Origin of the sequence: Clostridium sp. 1001270J_160509_D11 (assembly GCF_015667935.1) — a bacterium.
Classification (GTDB): domain Bacteria; phylum Bacillota; class Clostridia; order Peptostreptococcales; family Peptostreptococcaceae; genus Intestinibacter.
In genome coordinates this window covers 1-14,027 of the sequence record NZ_JADPET010000074.1, presented here as the reverse complement: position 1 = coordinate 14,027, position 14,027 = coordinate 1, and the positions used below count along the sequence as shown (strand labels likewise).

General features: G+C 29.5%; 13 protein-coding genes. All 13 read right to left on the bottom strand.

From position 1 onward, the window contains the following. Positions 1-144: 144 nt before the first annotated feature. Positions 145-588, bottom strand: coding sequence for a GatB/YqeY domain-containing protein (locus I4U58_RS08355; RefSeq protein WP_195930839.1), 444 nt, complete (start codon positions 586-588; stop codon positions 145-147). A gap of 42 nt (positions 589-630) precedes the next feature. Continuing rightward, entirely contained in the window at positions 631-810 is a 180-nt protein-coding gene (gene rpsU / locus I4U58_RS08350) for a 30S ribosomal protein S21 (RefSeq protein WP_002844447.1), read from the bottom strand. A gap of 187 nt (positions 811-997) precedes the next feature. Then, positions 998-1,348: a histidine triad nucleotide-binding protein gene (locus I4U58_RS08345; RefSeq protein ID WP_195930838.1), complete on the bottom strand. Its 351-nt coding sequence runs from the start codon at positions 1,346-1,348 to the stop codon at positions 998-1,000. Between the two features lie 41 nt (positions 1,349-1,389). Continuing rightward, positions 1,390-2,688: a tRNA (N(6)-L-threonylcarbamoyladenosine(37)-C(2))-methylthiotransferase MtaB gene (gene mtaB, locus I4U58_RS08340; RefSeq protein ID WP_195930837.1), complete on the bottom strand. Its 1,299-nt coding sequence runs from the start codon at positions 2,686-2,688 to the stop codon at positions 1,390-1,392. Continuing rightward, positions 2,688-3,440 (bottom strand): RsmE family RNA methyltransferase, encoded by a 753-nt coding sequence (locus I4U58_RS08335; RefSeq protein ID WP_195930836.1) that lies wholly within the window; start codon positions 3,438-3,440, stop codon positions 2,688-2,690. Before I4U58_RS08335 ends, mtaB begins: the two co-directional genes overlap by 1 nt. 8 nt (positions 3,441-3,448) lie before the next feature. Continuing rightward, positions 3,449-4,390, bottom strand: a complete 942-nt coding sequence (gene prmA, locus I4U58_RS08330; protein ID WP_195930835.1) for a 50S ribosomal protein L11 methyltransferase — start codon at positions 4,388-4,390, stop codon at positions 3,449-3,451. Positions 4,391-4,747: 357 nt separating this feature from the next. Beyond that, on the bottom strand, positions 4,748-5,917 hold the full coding sequence (gene dnaJ, locus I4U58_RS08325; protein WP_195930834.1) for a molecular chaperone DnaJ: 1,170 nt from the start codon (positions 5,915-5,917) through the stop codon (positions 4,748-4,750). A gap of 154 nt (positions 5,918-6,071) precedes the next feature. After that, a complete protein-coding gene (dnaK, locus tag I4U58_RS08320; protein WP_195930833.1) occupies positions 6,072-7,925 on the bottom strand; it encodes a molecular chaperone DnaK in 1,854 nt (617 codons plus the stop codon). 91 nt (positions 7,926-8,016) lie between these two features. Further along, a complete protein-coding gene (gene grpE / locus I4U58_RS08315; protein ID WP_195930832.1) occupies positions 8,017-8,604 on the bottom strand; it encodes a nucleotide exchange factor GrpE in 588 nt (195 codons plus the stop codon). Between the two features lie 30 nt (positions 8,605-8,634). Beyond that, positions 8,635-9,651 (bottom strand): heat-inducible transcriptional repressor HrcA, encoded by a 1,017-nt coding sequence (gene hrcA, locus I4U58_RS08310; RefSeq protein ID WP_195930831.1) that lies wholly within the window; start codon positions 9,649-9,651, stop codon positions 8,635-8,637. A gap of 101 nt (positions 9,652-9,752) precedes the next feature. Further along, positions 9,753-10,874 (bottom strand): radical SAM family heme chaperone HemW, encoded by a 1,122-nt coding sequence (gene hemW, locus I4U58_RS08305; RefSeq protein ID WP_195930830.1) that lies wholly within the window; start codon positions 10,872-10,874, stop codon positions 9,753-9,755. A 232-nt stretch (positions 10,875-11,106) separates the two neighbouring features. Then, positions 11,107-11,805 (bottom strand): hypothetical protein, encoded by a 699-nt coding sequence (locus tag I4U58_RS08300; RefSeq protein ID WP_195930829.1) that lies wholly within the window; start codon positions 11,803-11,805, stop codon positions 11,107-11,109. A gap of 234 nt (positions 11,806-12,039) precedes the next feature. Beyond that, the gene (lepA, locus tag I4U58_RS08295; RefSeq protein WP_195930828.1) at positions 12,040-13,845 is read right to left on the bottom strand and encodes a translation elongation factor 4; all 1,806 of its coding nucleotides are present in this window, start codon (positions 13,843-13,845) and stop codon (positions 12,040-12,042) included. Positions 13,846-14,027: the final 182 nt, after the last annotated feature.

Here is a 14,027-nt window from a genome sequence, read left to right as displayed (position 1 = left end):
TCTATCTCAGCACTTATAAAATCTTCTTCTACTAAATTATATTTAGAATTTAATAGATTTAAAATATTCATTTTGACGAAATTTGTCTTTTTATTGTTTTTAAAAACGTAAAAAGGTCTAGAATATTATTCTAGACCTTTTAATCTATTGTAAGTTTTTTCTAACTAATTCATTTATTAGCTTTCCATCAGCACGCCCTTTTACTTTAGGCATTATTGATGACATAATATGCTTCATATCTTTCATTGAAGTAGCTCCAACTTCTGATATAGTAGCAATTACGATTTCGTTTAGTTCTTCTTCGCTTAATTGTTGAGGTAGGTACTCTTTTAAAACTTCTATTTCAGCTTCTGCTTGAGTCATTAAATCTTCTCTTCCGGCTTTTTTAAACTCGTCTAGAGAATCTTTTGTTTGTTTTAGTAGTTTAGCTATAAGATCTATAATTTGAGAATCATCTAGCTCAACCCTATTATCGACTTCATATTGCTTAATTGAAGCCCTAATTAAAGTTACTACTGATTTTTTAGTATTATCTTTGTTTTTCATAGAAGACTTTAGATCTTCTTGTAACTTTTGTTTAAGGGACATTCCCTTCACCTCTTTATTTCATATTACTACTTTTAGATATTACTATCTTTTAGCATTTTTTCTTCTAGCTGCTTCAGCTTTTTTCTTACGTTTAACACTTGGTTTATCATAGTGTTCTCTTTTTCTTACTTCTGACATTATGCCAGACATAGCGCATTGACGTTTAAATCTTCTTAAAGCACTATCTAATGATTCATTTTCTCTTACTCTTACTTCTGACATTCTTTTTCCCTCCCTCCGATTTCGCGAATTATGTATAAAATCGTGTTAGTCCTTACAAAACCTCTGCGATTTCATACTTGTATATTATAAACTATATTTTTATATTTATCAAGTATTTTAATTAAATATAAAATGAAATTATTAATATACAAGAACATTTTTACTTTTTTCACCAAAAACATTCAATTTATTTGGTATCTTTTTCATACATTGGAAGTTTCTTTCCAGCTAACACGTGGAAATGAATGTGTTTTACCTCTTGACCACCATCAGAACCGCAGTTATTTATTATTCTAAATCCTTTATCTGCAAATCCTTTTTCTTTTGCTATTATATTAATTACTTTATGAATATGTGCAATAATATCCATATCTTCTTCATTAACATCTATCATACTATCATAGTGTTTTTTAGGTATTACTAAAATGTGATATGGTGCAACAGGGTTTATATCATTAAATGCTAAAACCTTGTCATCTTCATATACTATATCGCCTGGTATTTCTCTATCTATTATTTTACAAAATAAACAGTCCATCCCCTCTACACCTCCTGTCTAATTATATGTATTTCTACATACTATACCAAAATTCCTTCTAAGAATTCATTTTTTACATCTGTTATTTTTACTTTTAAAATTTGTTCTGATAAATCTTTATCGCTTTCTACTATAACTTTAACATAGTTTTCTGTTAAACCTTCAAATTTATTATCTCCAACTTTTTGTTCAAATAATACATTAAATTCTTTGTCTAACATTTTTTGCCCAAATTTTTTGAAGTTTTCTTCGTTTAATTGAAGTAATTTTTCACTTCTTTCATGTTTTGTGCTTGGGTCTACTTGATTTTCCATAGTAGCAGCTGGTGTTCCTTTTCTTGGTGAATATTTGAAGATATGCATATGAGTAAGTTCTATATCTTTTAAGAACTCATATGTTTTATCAAATTCTTCATTTGTTTCACCTGGGAATCCAACTATAACATCTGTAGTTATAGATACATTTGGTATAGCTGCTCTCAGTCTATCTACTATTGTTTTATATTCTTCTGTTGTATATCTACGTTTCATTCTTTTTAAAGTTTCATCACATCCACTTTGAAGTGATAAGTGGTAGTGTGGACAAACTTTATCCATAGCTGAAACTGCTTCTACAAATTCATCTGTAAATAATATAGGTTCAACAGAGCTAAGTCTTATTCTCTCTATTCCTTCTATATCATTTATTTGTTTGATTACGTCTAGAAGTTTTATATCAGTTTCTTTTATGTCTTTTCCATAAGATGCAACGTGTATTCCTGTTAAAACTACTTCTTTATATCCGTTAGCTGCAAGATTTTCTACTTCTTTAACTATACTTTCTAAATCTCTACTTCTAACTCTGCCTCTTGCATATGGTATTATGCAGTATGAACAGTATCTATCACATCCATCTTGTATTTTTAAGAAAGCTCTAGTTTTTCCGTTAGTTTTGTTTATTTCGATTTCTTCGAAAGCTTTAACTTTCATTATATCGTCAACTGTACTAACTTTTCTGCTTGCATCGATTTTTTTAACTTCTTCTACGATTTTTTTTCTATCATTTGTACCCATAACAAGATTTACTTCGTCTATTGAAAGTATTTCTTCTGGAGATACTTGTGAATAACATCCAACTACAGCGATTATCGCGTCTGGATTTTTCTTTTTCATTCTTCTTATATATTGTCTTGATTTTCTATCACTCATATGAGTTACTGTACAAGTATTTATAACATAAACATCTGCATAATCTTCTGTCTCTGCTTTTTCATATCCTTCTTTTTCGAATAATTCAAGCATTGCTTCTGTTTCGTATTGGTTTACTTTACACCCTAAAGTATAAAATGCCACTCTTTTCATTAAATATTTCCTCCTAAGTCACTTAGTTCATATAAAACTATTGAAGAAGCGACTACTGATGCCGTTTCCGTTCTCAATATTCTCGGTCCTAATGATACAACTTTAGAATCTATATCTTGAATATTTACTATTTCTTCTTCTTCAAATCCACCTTCAGGTCCTACAAAGATTCCTATTGTATTTATATCTGCATCTTTAATTGCACTTTTTATAGATACAGTTCTTTCATTTTCATAAGGACATATATTCATATCGTTGTTTTTCATGTCTTCTAAAGCTTCTTTAAATGATAAAACACCTCTTAATTTAGGTATCTTACCTCTTTTACTTTGTTTAGCAGCCTCATACATAATTCTTTCCCAACGCTCTATCTTTTTGCCTTCTTTTTTGTCGTCAACTTTGACTACACTTCTCTTTGTAGATACTAAAATAATTTCATCAACTCCAACTTCCGTAAGTTTTTGAAGTATTAATTCCATTTTAGTACTTTTAGGAAGACCTTGATATAGTTTTACTTTTAAGTCTGATTCTCTTTTTATTTCTCTTTTTTCGATTATATCTAAATCTACTTGCGCTTTGTTTATTTCTGTTATTTCACAGATGTATTCAGAGTTGTCATTATCACATATTTCTAATTTTTCACCGATTTTACATCTTAAAACTTTAGATATATGTTTTACATCTTCTCCTACTATTACACATGTGTTGTTTTCTAAATTTATATTAGTCTTATCTACGAAAAATCTATCCATTATTTCACCTACTTAAGTTTAGAAACTATAGCTGACCATTCTCCTAATCTCTCAACTTTAACTATTTCAAATCCGTTTTCTTCTAAAGCTTGACAAACTTCATCTATTTTAGCAAGTATTATACCAGAAGATATGAATACACCATCATCTTTTAAGAATTTGCTTACATCTTTAGCAAGTATTTTTATTATATCTGCTATTATGTTTGCAACTATTACGTCTGCTTTAGAGTCTACAACTTCAAATAATGAACCATGTTTAACTACTACTTTATCAGATACGTTGTTTATTTCACAGTTTTCTTTTGATACTTTCACTGCTACTTCGTCTAAGTCACCTGCTACTACTTCTTTTGCACCTAACTGTGCAGCTGCAATTGCAAGTATACCACTACCACAACCTATATCAAATACAGTTTTTGTTTCGTCTACATAGTTTTCTAATTCTCTTATACACATAGAAGTAGTCTCATGAGTTCCTGTTCCGAATGCCATCCCTGGATCTAATTCTATTATTAGGTCACCTTCTTGTTTTTCATACTCTTCCCAGCTAGGTTTTACAACTATTTTTTTACCTACTTTTGTTGGTTTGTAGTATTTTTTCCATTCATTTGCCCAATCAGATTCGTTGACATTACTTAAAGATACAGAACCTTCACCTATATCTAATCCGAATGATGGTAATAAAGCTATTCTAGCTTTTACTGTTTCGATTAATTCTAATACATTTCTTTCTTCTGGTATGTAAGTTTTTATAAGTACTCCGTCTTGTCCACTTTTGTTAAATACTTCTTCTTCAACATAATCCCAATCTAGTTCATTTTTCTTTTGGAATAAGAAGTCCTTTGGGTCTTCTATCATAACCCCTCCACATCTTTCTTCCATTAATATGTTACTTATTGCTTCTACAGCTTCTGTAGTAGTTTTTATAGTTACTTCTGTCCAATTCATAATATAATTATCTTCCTTTCTAGGTTTTATTATTTAAAGTTATAATTTTATACTTATGATTTTCAATTTTAAAAATTTCATTTAATTATTATATCATATTTAATCTATTGGTTAATTACTAAATTACATCTATCGCCAAAATTCTGCAATTTTTTTAGTTTTTAAATCATATAATTAACAGTTTTTTCTGTATTTATATATTTTGTCCTAAATATTGTAATTTTATAATTCATACAAAAACTTCTTATAGATTTAATAACCAGTATTTCTCTTATTAAAACTTTTTTGTTTTAAATTTTTAGCAAAAAAAAGTATTTTAAATAGCAGTTAACTATTTAAAATACTTTTTAAATAAATTTATTTCTTTAAATTTTTGAAAAAAGTGTCTATCTTGTTCTTCCAATTCCTCTGTTTTTCGTGGACTTTGTTTCCGCAAGATTCATCAAATTTTCTTAATAATTCTTTTTGATCTTCGTTTAATTTTTTAGGTGTATCTATTATAACTTTAACGTATTGGTCACCTCTAGAATTACTTCTTAATTTAGGTATACCTTTTTCTCTAAGTCTAAATACTGTTCCTGTTTGAGTTCCTTCAGGTAAAGTGTATGAAACTTTTCCGTCTAGTGTAGGTACTTCTAATTTATCCCCTAATGCCGCTTGAGTAAATCTTATTGGCATTTCTATATAAACGTCGTATCCTTCTCTTGTGAATATATCGTGTTTTTGTACATTAACTACGATATATAAATCTCCTCTAGGACCGCCTTTTTCTCCTACTTCACCTTGACCAGAAAGTTTTATCATTTGACCATCATCTATACCTGCTGGTATATCAACTTCTATTGTCTTAGTTTTTCTTATGCTACCTTTTCCATGACATTTGTTACATGGTGATTCATTTATTTCCCCTTCACCATCACATGTAGAACATGTTCTTTGGCTAGCTATATTACCGAATGGAGTTCTTTGAACACTTTGAACTGTTCCTGAACCATGACAAGTAGGACAAGTTTTTTTAGATGTTCCTGGTCTTGCTCCACTACCATGACATTCTTCACATTCTTCACTTCTATTTATTTTAACTTTTATTTTCTTACCGAATGCAGCATCTTCAAAACTAATAGTAACTGATTGTCTTATGTCTGCACCACGTTTTGGTCCTCTTCTTCTAGATGAAGAACCTCCGAATCCGCCTCCAAAGCTAGAACCGAATATGTCTCCGAATATATCTTCGAATCCACCGAAGCCACTTCCTCCGAATCCGCCGAATCCTTGACCGCCGCCAAATCCGCCTTGACCATTTAATCCGTCGTGTCCAAATCTATCATAAGTACTTCTTTTTTCTTCATCAGAAAGTACTTCATAAGCTTCATTTATTTCTTTGAATTTTTCTTCAGCATCTTTATCACCAGGATTTTTGTCTGGGTGATATTTCATTGCTAATTTTCTATAAGCTTTTTTAATCTCTTTAGCGTCTGCGTCTTTGCCTACACCAAGCACCTCATAGTAATCTCTTTTTTCACTCAAGGATTTCACCACCTTTACATCTTACAAAATAATAGCTTGTAGAATGTTAAACTACAAGCTATTATAAATTTATTTTAACAGACTAATCTTCTTTACTAAGTACTTTTAAAAAGTACGTTAATTTTATTATACACAAATACTCTGTCTTTGTAACCTATTTATCATCAACTTCTGTAAAATCTGCATCTACTACGTTGTCATCGCCATTTCCAGCGTTTGAACCTTGGTCATAACCAGCATCTTGAGCTTCTGCACCTTGTGCTGCTTGAGCTTGTTGATACATTTGTTCAGATATTTTATGGAATTTGTTCATTACTTCATCCATTGCAGTTTTTAATTCTTCAGCTGTTGCGCTTTCTTTATCTTTAACTGCTTTTAAGTTTTCTAAAGCACTTTCTATAGCTGATTTATCTTCTGCACTTACTTTATCTCCTAATTCGTTTAAAGTTTTTTCAGTTTGATAAATAGTTGATTCAGCTTGGTTTAATGCTTCTATTTTTTCTTTCTTTTGTTTATCAGCTTCAGCATTCATTTCTGCTTCTTTAACTTTTCTTTCTATTTCTTCTTCTGATAAGTTAGTTCCTGAAGTTATAGTAACTTTTTGTTCTTTTCCAGTTCCTAAATCTTTAGCAGTAACGTGAACTATACCATTAGCATCTATATCGAAAGTAACTTCTATTTGAGGTATTCCTCTTGGAGCTGGTGGTATTTCAGATAATTGGAATCTACCTAATGTAGTATTATCATAAGACATTGATCTTTCACCTTGTAATACGTGTATATCAACAGCAGTTTGGTTATCTGCAGCAGTTGAGAATACTTGAGATTTTTTAGTTGGTATAGTAGTATTTCTTTCTATTATTTTAGTCATTACGTTACCCATAGTTTCTATACCTAATGATAATGGAGTAACATCTAATAATAATAAATCGTTAACTTCACCAGTTAAAACACCAGCTTGTATAGCAGCACCAGCAGCAACACATTCATCTGGGTTTATACCTTTGTGAGGTTCTTTTCCTATGAAGTTTTTAACAGCTTCTTGAACTGCAGGTATTCTTGTTGAACCACCTACTAATAATACGTCGTCTATTTCTGAAACAGAAAGTCCAGCATCAGCTAAAGCACTCTTAGTTGGTCCCATAGTTTTTTCTACTAAATCAGCAGTTAATTCGTTGAATTTAGCTCTTGATAAATCTATATTCATGTGTTTTGGTCCTTCTGCAGTTGCAGTTATGAATGGTAGATTTATGTTAGTTGACATTGTTGAAGATAATTCTTTTTTAGCTTTTTCAGCAGCTTCTTTTAATCTTTGTAATGCCATTTTGTCTGATCTTAAATCAACACCTTCAGCTTTTTTGAATTCGTCAGCTAAGTAATCTATTATAACTTTATCGAAGTCGTCCCCACCTAATCTGTTGTTACCAGCAGTAGCTAAAACTTCGAAAGTACCGTCACCTATTTCAAGTATTGATACGTCGAAAGTACCTCCACCTAAGTCAAATACTAATATTTTCTTTTCTTCGTCTAATTTATCCATACCGTAAGCAAGAGCTGCAGCAGTTGGTTCGTTTATTATTCTTTTAACGTCAAGTCCTGCTATTCTACCTGCATCTTTAGTTGCTTGTCTTTGAGCATCTGTGAAGTATGCTGGAACAGTTATAACTGCTTCTGTTACTGTTTGACCTAAGTAACTTTCTGCATCTGATTTTAATTTTTGAAGTATTATAGCTGATATTTCTTGTGGAGTATATCCTTTACCATCTATATCTACTTTGTAATCTGTACCCATATGAGTTTTTATTGAAGTTACAGTTCTTTCTGCATTTGTAACTGCTTGTCTTTTTGCAGGTTCCCCAACTATTCTTTCACCATCTTTTGTAAATGCTACTACTGATGGTGTAGTTCTCATACCTTCGTTATTTGCTATTATTTGAGGTTCTCCACCTTCTAAAACTGCTACACAAGAGTTTGTTGTACCTAAATCTATACCTATTACTTTTGCCATGTTAATACGCCTCCTGGAATTTTCATTTTAATTAATTTATTTAATTTGTTAGCTATTTTCAATTATTAGCTATTTATTATTTACAAATTTATTAGCAAGATACTTTAACCATTGTTGGTCTTATTACTTTTGCACCAAGTTTGTATCCTTTTTGTAGTACCATAACAACTTTGTTTGGTTCTACTCCATCTATGTTTTCTTGCATTACTGCCATGTGAACATTTGGATCAAAATCAGCATCTTCTGCTTCTATTTCTTCAACACCAAATTTCACTAGTGAATCTTTTAGTTGTTTATAAACTAAATCTACACCTTTATAAAGAGCTTCTTCTTTATCTGGGCAAGCATCTAATGCTCTTTCCATATTATCTATAACTGGTATTAATTCAGTTATTATTTTTTCATTAGCAAACACGCCAATTGTCTCTTTTTCTTGTTGTGTTCTTCTAATATAGTTAGAATATTCTGCTTGAAGTCTTCTATATTTATCTTCAGATGCTTCTACTTTAGATTCTAAGTCTTTTATTTTATCTTCAACTTTCTTTTCTTCTAATTTAGAATTTATATCTGTTACATTATCATCTTCAGTTTGTTGTGTTTTTACTTCCTCAGCCGCTTGTTCTTCAACTGAAGTGTTAGTATCGTTTTTAACTTCAGATTGTACATCTTTATTTTCCAAGATATTACACCCCTCGATTCTCTTATTTTTCTATTTATTATTAAGCAATATATTCATATAATTTATTATCGAATATATTCTAGAATAATCCATTCTCGTTGGACCTATAAAACTTATACGTCCGATTTGCTCATTGTCTACTTTGTATGTAGCTGTTACAACACTACAGTCTTGGGCTTGTTGACAGTCATTATCACTACCAATTATTATATTGGTATTGTCTTTTAATATTCCTTTTGATTGTATTATTTTAGCTACTGTTTCTTTTGTTTCAAGCATGTCTAAAAAGCTTCTAGCTTTTAATACATCATTAAATTCTGGATAATCAAGTATGTTTGTAACACCGTTTAATGTTATCGATACATCATCATCTGATACATTTGAATTTAATACGCTAAGCAATTTATCCACTATAGAAGAGTATTCTCCTATTTCATATTTTATAAAAGCTATTAAATTGTTATCAATATCTGTTATACTTTTTCCTGCAAGCTTTTTAGTAAGATTATCAGAAATTATATTCAACTTAGCTTGATCTAAATACTTTTTAGTAGGAATATCAGTCTTTTTAATATCTCCAATATCTGTTACAACAATTAATAATATACTGTGTTCACCCATGTTAACTAGTTGGATATGTTTAATCACACTTGGTTTTACTATTTTAGTAGTACCTATAGTTGTGTAATTAGTAAGCTGTGATAACATCTTAGAAGTTTCATGAATTAAATCTTGTATGTGATTCATGTTGCTTTCTACACATTTTTCAATTATTTCTTTGTCGCTATCATTTAATTCATTAGTTCCCATCAACAAATCTACATATAATTTATAACCTTTTTCTGTTGGCACCCTTCCTGCTGATGTATGTGGCTGAACTAAATATCCCAATTCTTCCAAATCCGCCATTTCATTTCTTATAGTCGCAGCGCTAACTCCAAGATTATGCTTTTTAGAAATTGTTCTAGATCCTACAGCTTCAGCTGTTTCAATATAATCTTTAACTACCGCTTTGAGGATTTTCATTTTTCTTTCATTAAGTTCCATTTTTCATTTCCTCCCTGCTGTTAGCACTCACTATTTTTGAGTGCTAAAAAGATTATATATATTATATAACACTTATTTTTATTTTTGTCAACAGTTTTTATTTAATCTATATAATCTAAAAAAATATTATTTGATATTTCTCTTCCCTTTTGAGTAAATTTAAATCCGCCCTGTGTCATTTCTATTAATTCTAAATTTAAATGTTTAGCTATTTGTTCTTTATATTTTTCTTCAAAGTTTATTTCAAATTCCTCAAAATCTTTAAAAATTATACCTTCATTCATTCTAAGTCCCATGATAATCTTTTCTTCTATTTCGTCTTTTTGAGTAAGAGTTTCAAAGAAATCTATAGGCTTTTGATTTTGTAATAATTTTTCATGATAATCATCTAAACTTTGTACATTGTTGTATCTAACATTATTAATATATCCAGATGCTCCCGGTCCTAATCCTATGTAATTTTTACATTTCCAATATAATATGTTATGCTTGCATTCATATCCCACTTTAGCATAATTTGATATCTCATATTGATTATATCCATTTTCTTTTAAATAATTTATAGCATATTCATACATTTTTATATCTTCATCTTCATCACCAAGATCAAACTCTTTTTTCATATACATGTCGTATAATTTAGTTCCTTCTTCTAAAATTAGAGAATACGCTGATATATGTTCTGGATTCAAGCTCACTATCTTATGTAGAGTTTCTTTCCAATCTTCAAAAGTTTGATGTGGAAGATTATACATTAAATCTATATTTATATTTTTAAATCCTACTTTTCTAGCTTCTAAATAGTTTTTTTCAAATTGTTCATAATTATGTATTCTACCTATATATCTAAGTAAATTTTCTTGCACAGCTTGAAGTCCTATACTAAGTCTATTTACTCCAATACTTCTCATAAATTTTAGTTTATCTTCTGTAAGTGTACCTGGGTTGCACTCCATTGATATTTCTGCATCTTCATCTATAGAGAAGTTTTCTTTTATTTCGTCCATTATAAATTGCATGTCATTATTGTTTAATATGCTAGGCGTCCCTCCACCAAAAAATATGCTATTTATTTTTCTATCTTTATTTTTATATAAAGCCATCTCTTTTTTTAAATCAGATAAAAATCTATCTTTTTCATTTACTATCATTTTATATGAATTAAAATCGCAGTATTTACATTTTTGCACGCAAAAAGGTATATGTATGTATAATCCAAGCAAAAAATCACCCTCTCTATTTTTATTTCTTATAGCTTTTATAAGTTTTTATTATCTTATTTATAGTTTTCACAATGAAATTATAAGTATACATTCTATTGCTATTATAAATTATAATCACTCTATATAAAATAACTTATTTTTTTAATTAAAAATTCATCAACAGACTTACTACATTGCTTTAGATAATATATAATTACCTTAAAATTAAAAAAGGTAAACTTAAAAAATAAGTTTACCTTTTTGTATTTATATTTATCATACCTCTAAGGCATGTTTTTTCATCTATTCCTAGTGCTTCTCCTACAGCAATAGATAAGGCAGCATTTTCTACAGATACATCATCATAATCAAATAAATCTAAGTATTTATATGTAATCTTTGAGTTATCCGCAATTATTACTTTAGTATTTCTCTCTCTTGCTATACTTTTAAAATAATCTGTGTAATTATTGTTAGTTGTTACTAAATATCCTTCATAAGGTATAACTTGCGCAAATGATTGAACAAGTTTATCATCTTCCTCTACATAATCCTCAGAAATCTCACTTATAACAGCTATATTTTCATTTAGCTCATTAAATTTAGATACTTTTTTAGAAGCTGAATCTGCATCTATATTTTCATAAATTACAGCATCGACGCCTAACTCTGATGCATTTTTTAAAACTGAAAATTTATCATTATTAGTTTTATGTTGTAATTTTGAATATTCATCATCTGAACCATTTTGTAGTCCTAAAATTATATCTGAAGATTCGTTTGCAGTTTTTCCTATAACTTTATAACCTGCTTCTATTAATATATTACTGACTAAATTAGTTATTATAGATTTCCCCTTTATTCCATTTAGACTTATTCTTATTGGTATTTTATCGATGATTTGTTGTCTTTGTGATTTATTTTTGTTAATTAAAATTATGCTTAAAACCACTATTATTGCTACGATTGCTATTATAATAAAAATAACTCATCCCTCCTAAAGATTTATTTTACATAAATATAATTTCCTATGCGCTATAAAATAAGCTTAAATGCTGTATTAGCATAAGTTTATTTTATATTATTTTATAACCCTTTTCAACTTATATTATAGTATAAAAATGATGTTAAAAAAGCTCTATAAAATAGATACTTCATCTTTTATAGAGCTTTTATTTATTTTAATCTAGTCGTCTAATTTTAAAACTGCCATAAATGCTTTTTGTGGTACTTCTACGTTTCCGATTTGTCTCATACGTTTTTTACCTTCTTTTTGTTTTTCAAGAAGTTTCTTCTTACGAGATATATCCCCACCGTAACATTTAGCAAGTACGTCTTTTCTAAGAGCACTTATAGTTTCTCTAGCTATTATTTTATTTCCAACAGCTGCTTGTATTGGCACAGCAAATTGATGTCTTGGTATTTCATTTTTAAGTTTTTCACACATAGCTTTTCCTCTAGCATATGCTTTTGATTCATGTACTATAAAACTTAGTGCATCGACTTGTTCTTTATTTATTAATATATCTAGTTTTACTAGTGTAGATGGAACATATCCTTTTATTTCAAAGTCTAATGAACCATATCCTCTTGTTCTAGATTTTAATGCATCAAAGAAATCGTATATAACTTCATTTAGTGGTAAATCGTAATGTAACATAACTCTCTTAGGATCTATATACTCCATATTATGCATAGTTCCACGTCTCTCTTGACATAATTCCATTACTATACCAACATAGTCTTTTGGTACTATTATGTCAGCTTTTACGATTGGTTCTTCTATCATTTTTATTTCTGATGGGTCTGGTAAGTTAGTTGGGTTTTGTATCATAACTACTTCACCAGTATTCTTAGTTACTCTGTATATAACAGATGGAGCTGTTGTTACTAGGTTTAAGTTGAATTCTCTTTCTAGTCTCTCTTCTATTATTTCTAAGTGTAATAATCCTAAGAATCCACATCTAAATCCGAACCCTAATGCTGCAGAAGTTTCAAGTTCAAATTCTAATGCTGCATCGTTTACTTGTAATTTTTCTAATGCATCTTTAACATTTTCATATTTTTCACCTTCACCTGGATAAATACCACAGTAAACCATTGGTGTAGCTTTTTTGTATCCTGGAAGTGCTTCTTCTGTAGGTCTTGATGCATCTGTTATAGTATCACCAACATGACAACTTCTTATATCTTTTATACTCGCTGCTATATATCCAACATCTCCAGCTTGAAGGCTATCAAGTTCAGTTGGATGTGGAGCCATAACCCCTACTTCTGTAACTTCGAATTTCTTTTTAGTATTCATCATCTCGATTGTCATACCTTTTTTAACTTCACCTTCGAATACTCTAACATATGCTACAACACCTTTATAAGCATCATAGTATGAGTCGAATATTAAAGCTTTTAATGGTTTTTCTATATCACCTTCTGGAGCAGGTATATTATTTACTATATCTTCTAATACGTCTTGTATATTTAAACCACTTTTAGCTGATACTAATGGAGCTTCACTAGCATCAAGCCCTATAATATCTTCTATTTCTTCTTTTATTTCGTCTGGTCTAGCACTTGGAAGATCTATTTTATTTATTACTGGTAATATTTCTAAATCTTGATCTAATGCTAAATATACATTTGCTAATGTTTGTGCTTCTACACCTTGAGCAGCGTCTACTACTAATAGAGCGCCTTCACACGCAGCTAAACTTCTTGATACCTCATAATTGAAGTCGACATGACCTGGAGTATCTATTAAGTTTAGATAGTACTCATTTCCATCCTTAGCGTTGTATTTTAATCTTATATTTTGTAATTTGATAGTGATTCCTCTTTCTCTTTCTAAATCCATGTTATCTAATAACTGATTTTTCATTTCTCTATCACTAACTAAACCTGTATATTGAATTAATCTATCCGCCAAGGTAGACTTTCCATGGTCTATATGTGCAATAATACTAAAATTTCTCGTTCTACTTTGTTTATTGTCCACCTTTTTTCCTCCTTAAAACTTAGTTTAAATTATTTTAATCATAGATTTTATTTTATAATATATCAGCTTTTCTGTAAATATAAGTTATGACAGAAAAATAAGACTTATTCATATATTAAGCCTTATTTTTCCAAGTTTATACAATCATTATAGTACTATCCTTTTATATTTAAGTTAAAATT

Excerpts from the sequence above, each read along its gene's own strand:
- hrcA (WP_195930831.1), bottom strand. The coding sequence starts at position 9,651 with ATGGAACTTAATGAAAGAAAAATGAAAATCCTCAAAGCGGTAGTTAAA.
- dnaK (WP_195930833.1), bottom strand. The coding sequence starts at position 7,925 with ATGGCAAAAGTAATAGGTATAGATTTAGGTACAACAAACTCTTGTGTA.
- rpsU (WP_002844447.1), bottom strand. The coding sequence starts at position 810 with ATGTCAGAAGTAAGAGTAAGAGAAAATGAATCATTAGATAGTGCTTTA.
- mtaB (WP_195930837.1), bottom strand. The coding sequence starts at position 2,688 with ATGAAAAGAGTGGCATTTTATACTTTAGGGTGTAAAGTAAACCAATAC.
- I4U58_RS08335 (WP_195930836.1), bottom strand. The coding sequence starts at position 3,440 with ATGGATAGATTTTTCGTAGATAAGACTAATATAAATTTAGAAAACAAC.
- prmA (WP_195930835.1), bottom strand. The coding sequence starts at position 4,390 with ATGAATTGGACAGAAGTAACTATAAAAACTACTACAGAAGCTGTAGAA.
- I4U58_RS08355 (WP_195930839.1), bottom strand. The coding sequence starts at position 588 with ATGTCCCTTAAACAAAAGTTACAAGAAGATCTAAAGTCTTCTATGAAA.
- I4U58_RS08345 (WP_195930838.1), bottom strand. The coding sequence starts at position 1,348 with ATGGACTGTTTATTTTGTAAAATAATAGATAGAGAAATACCAGGCGAT.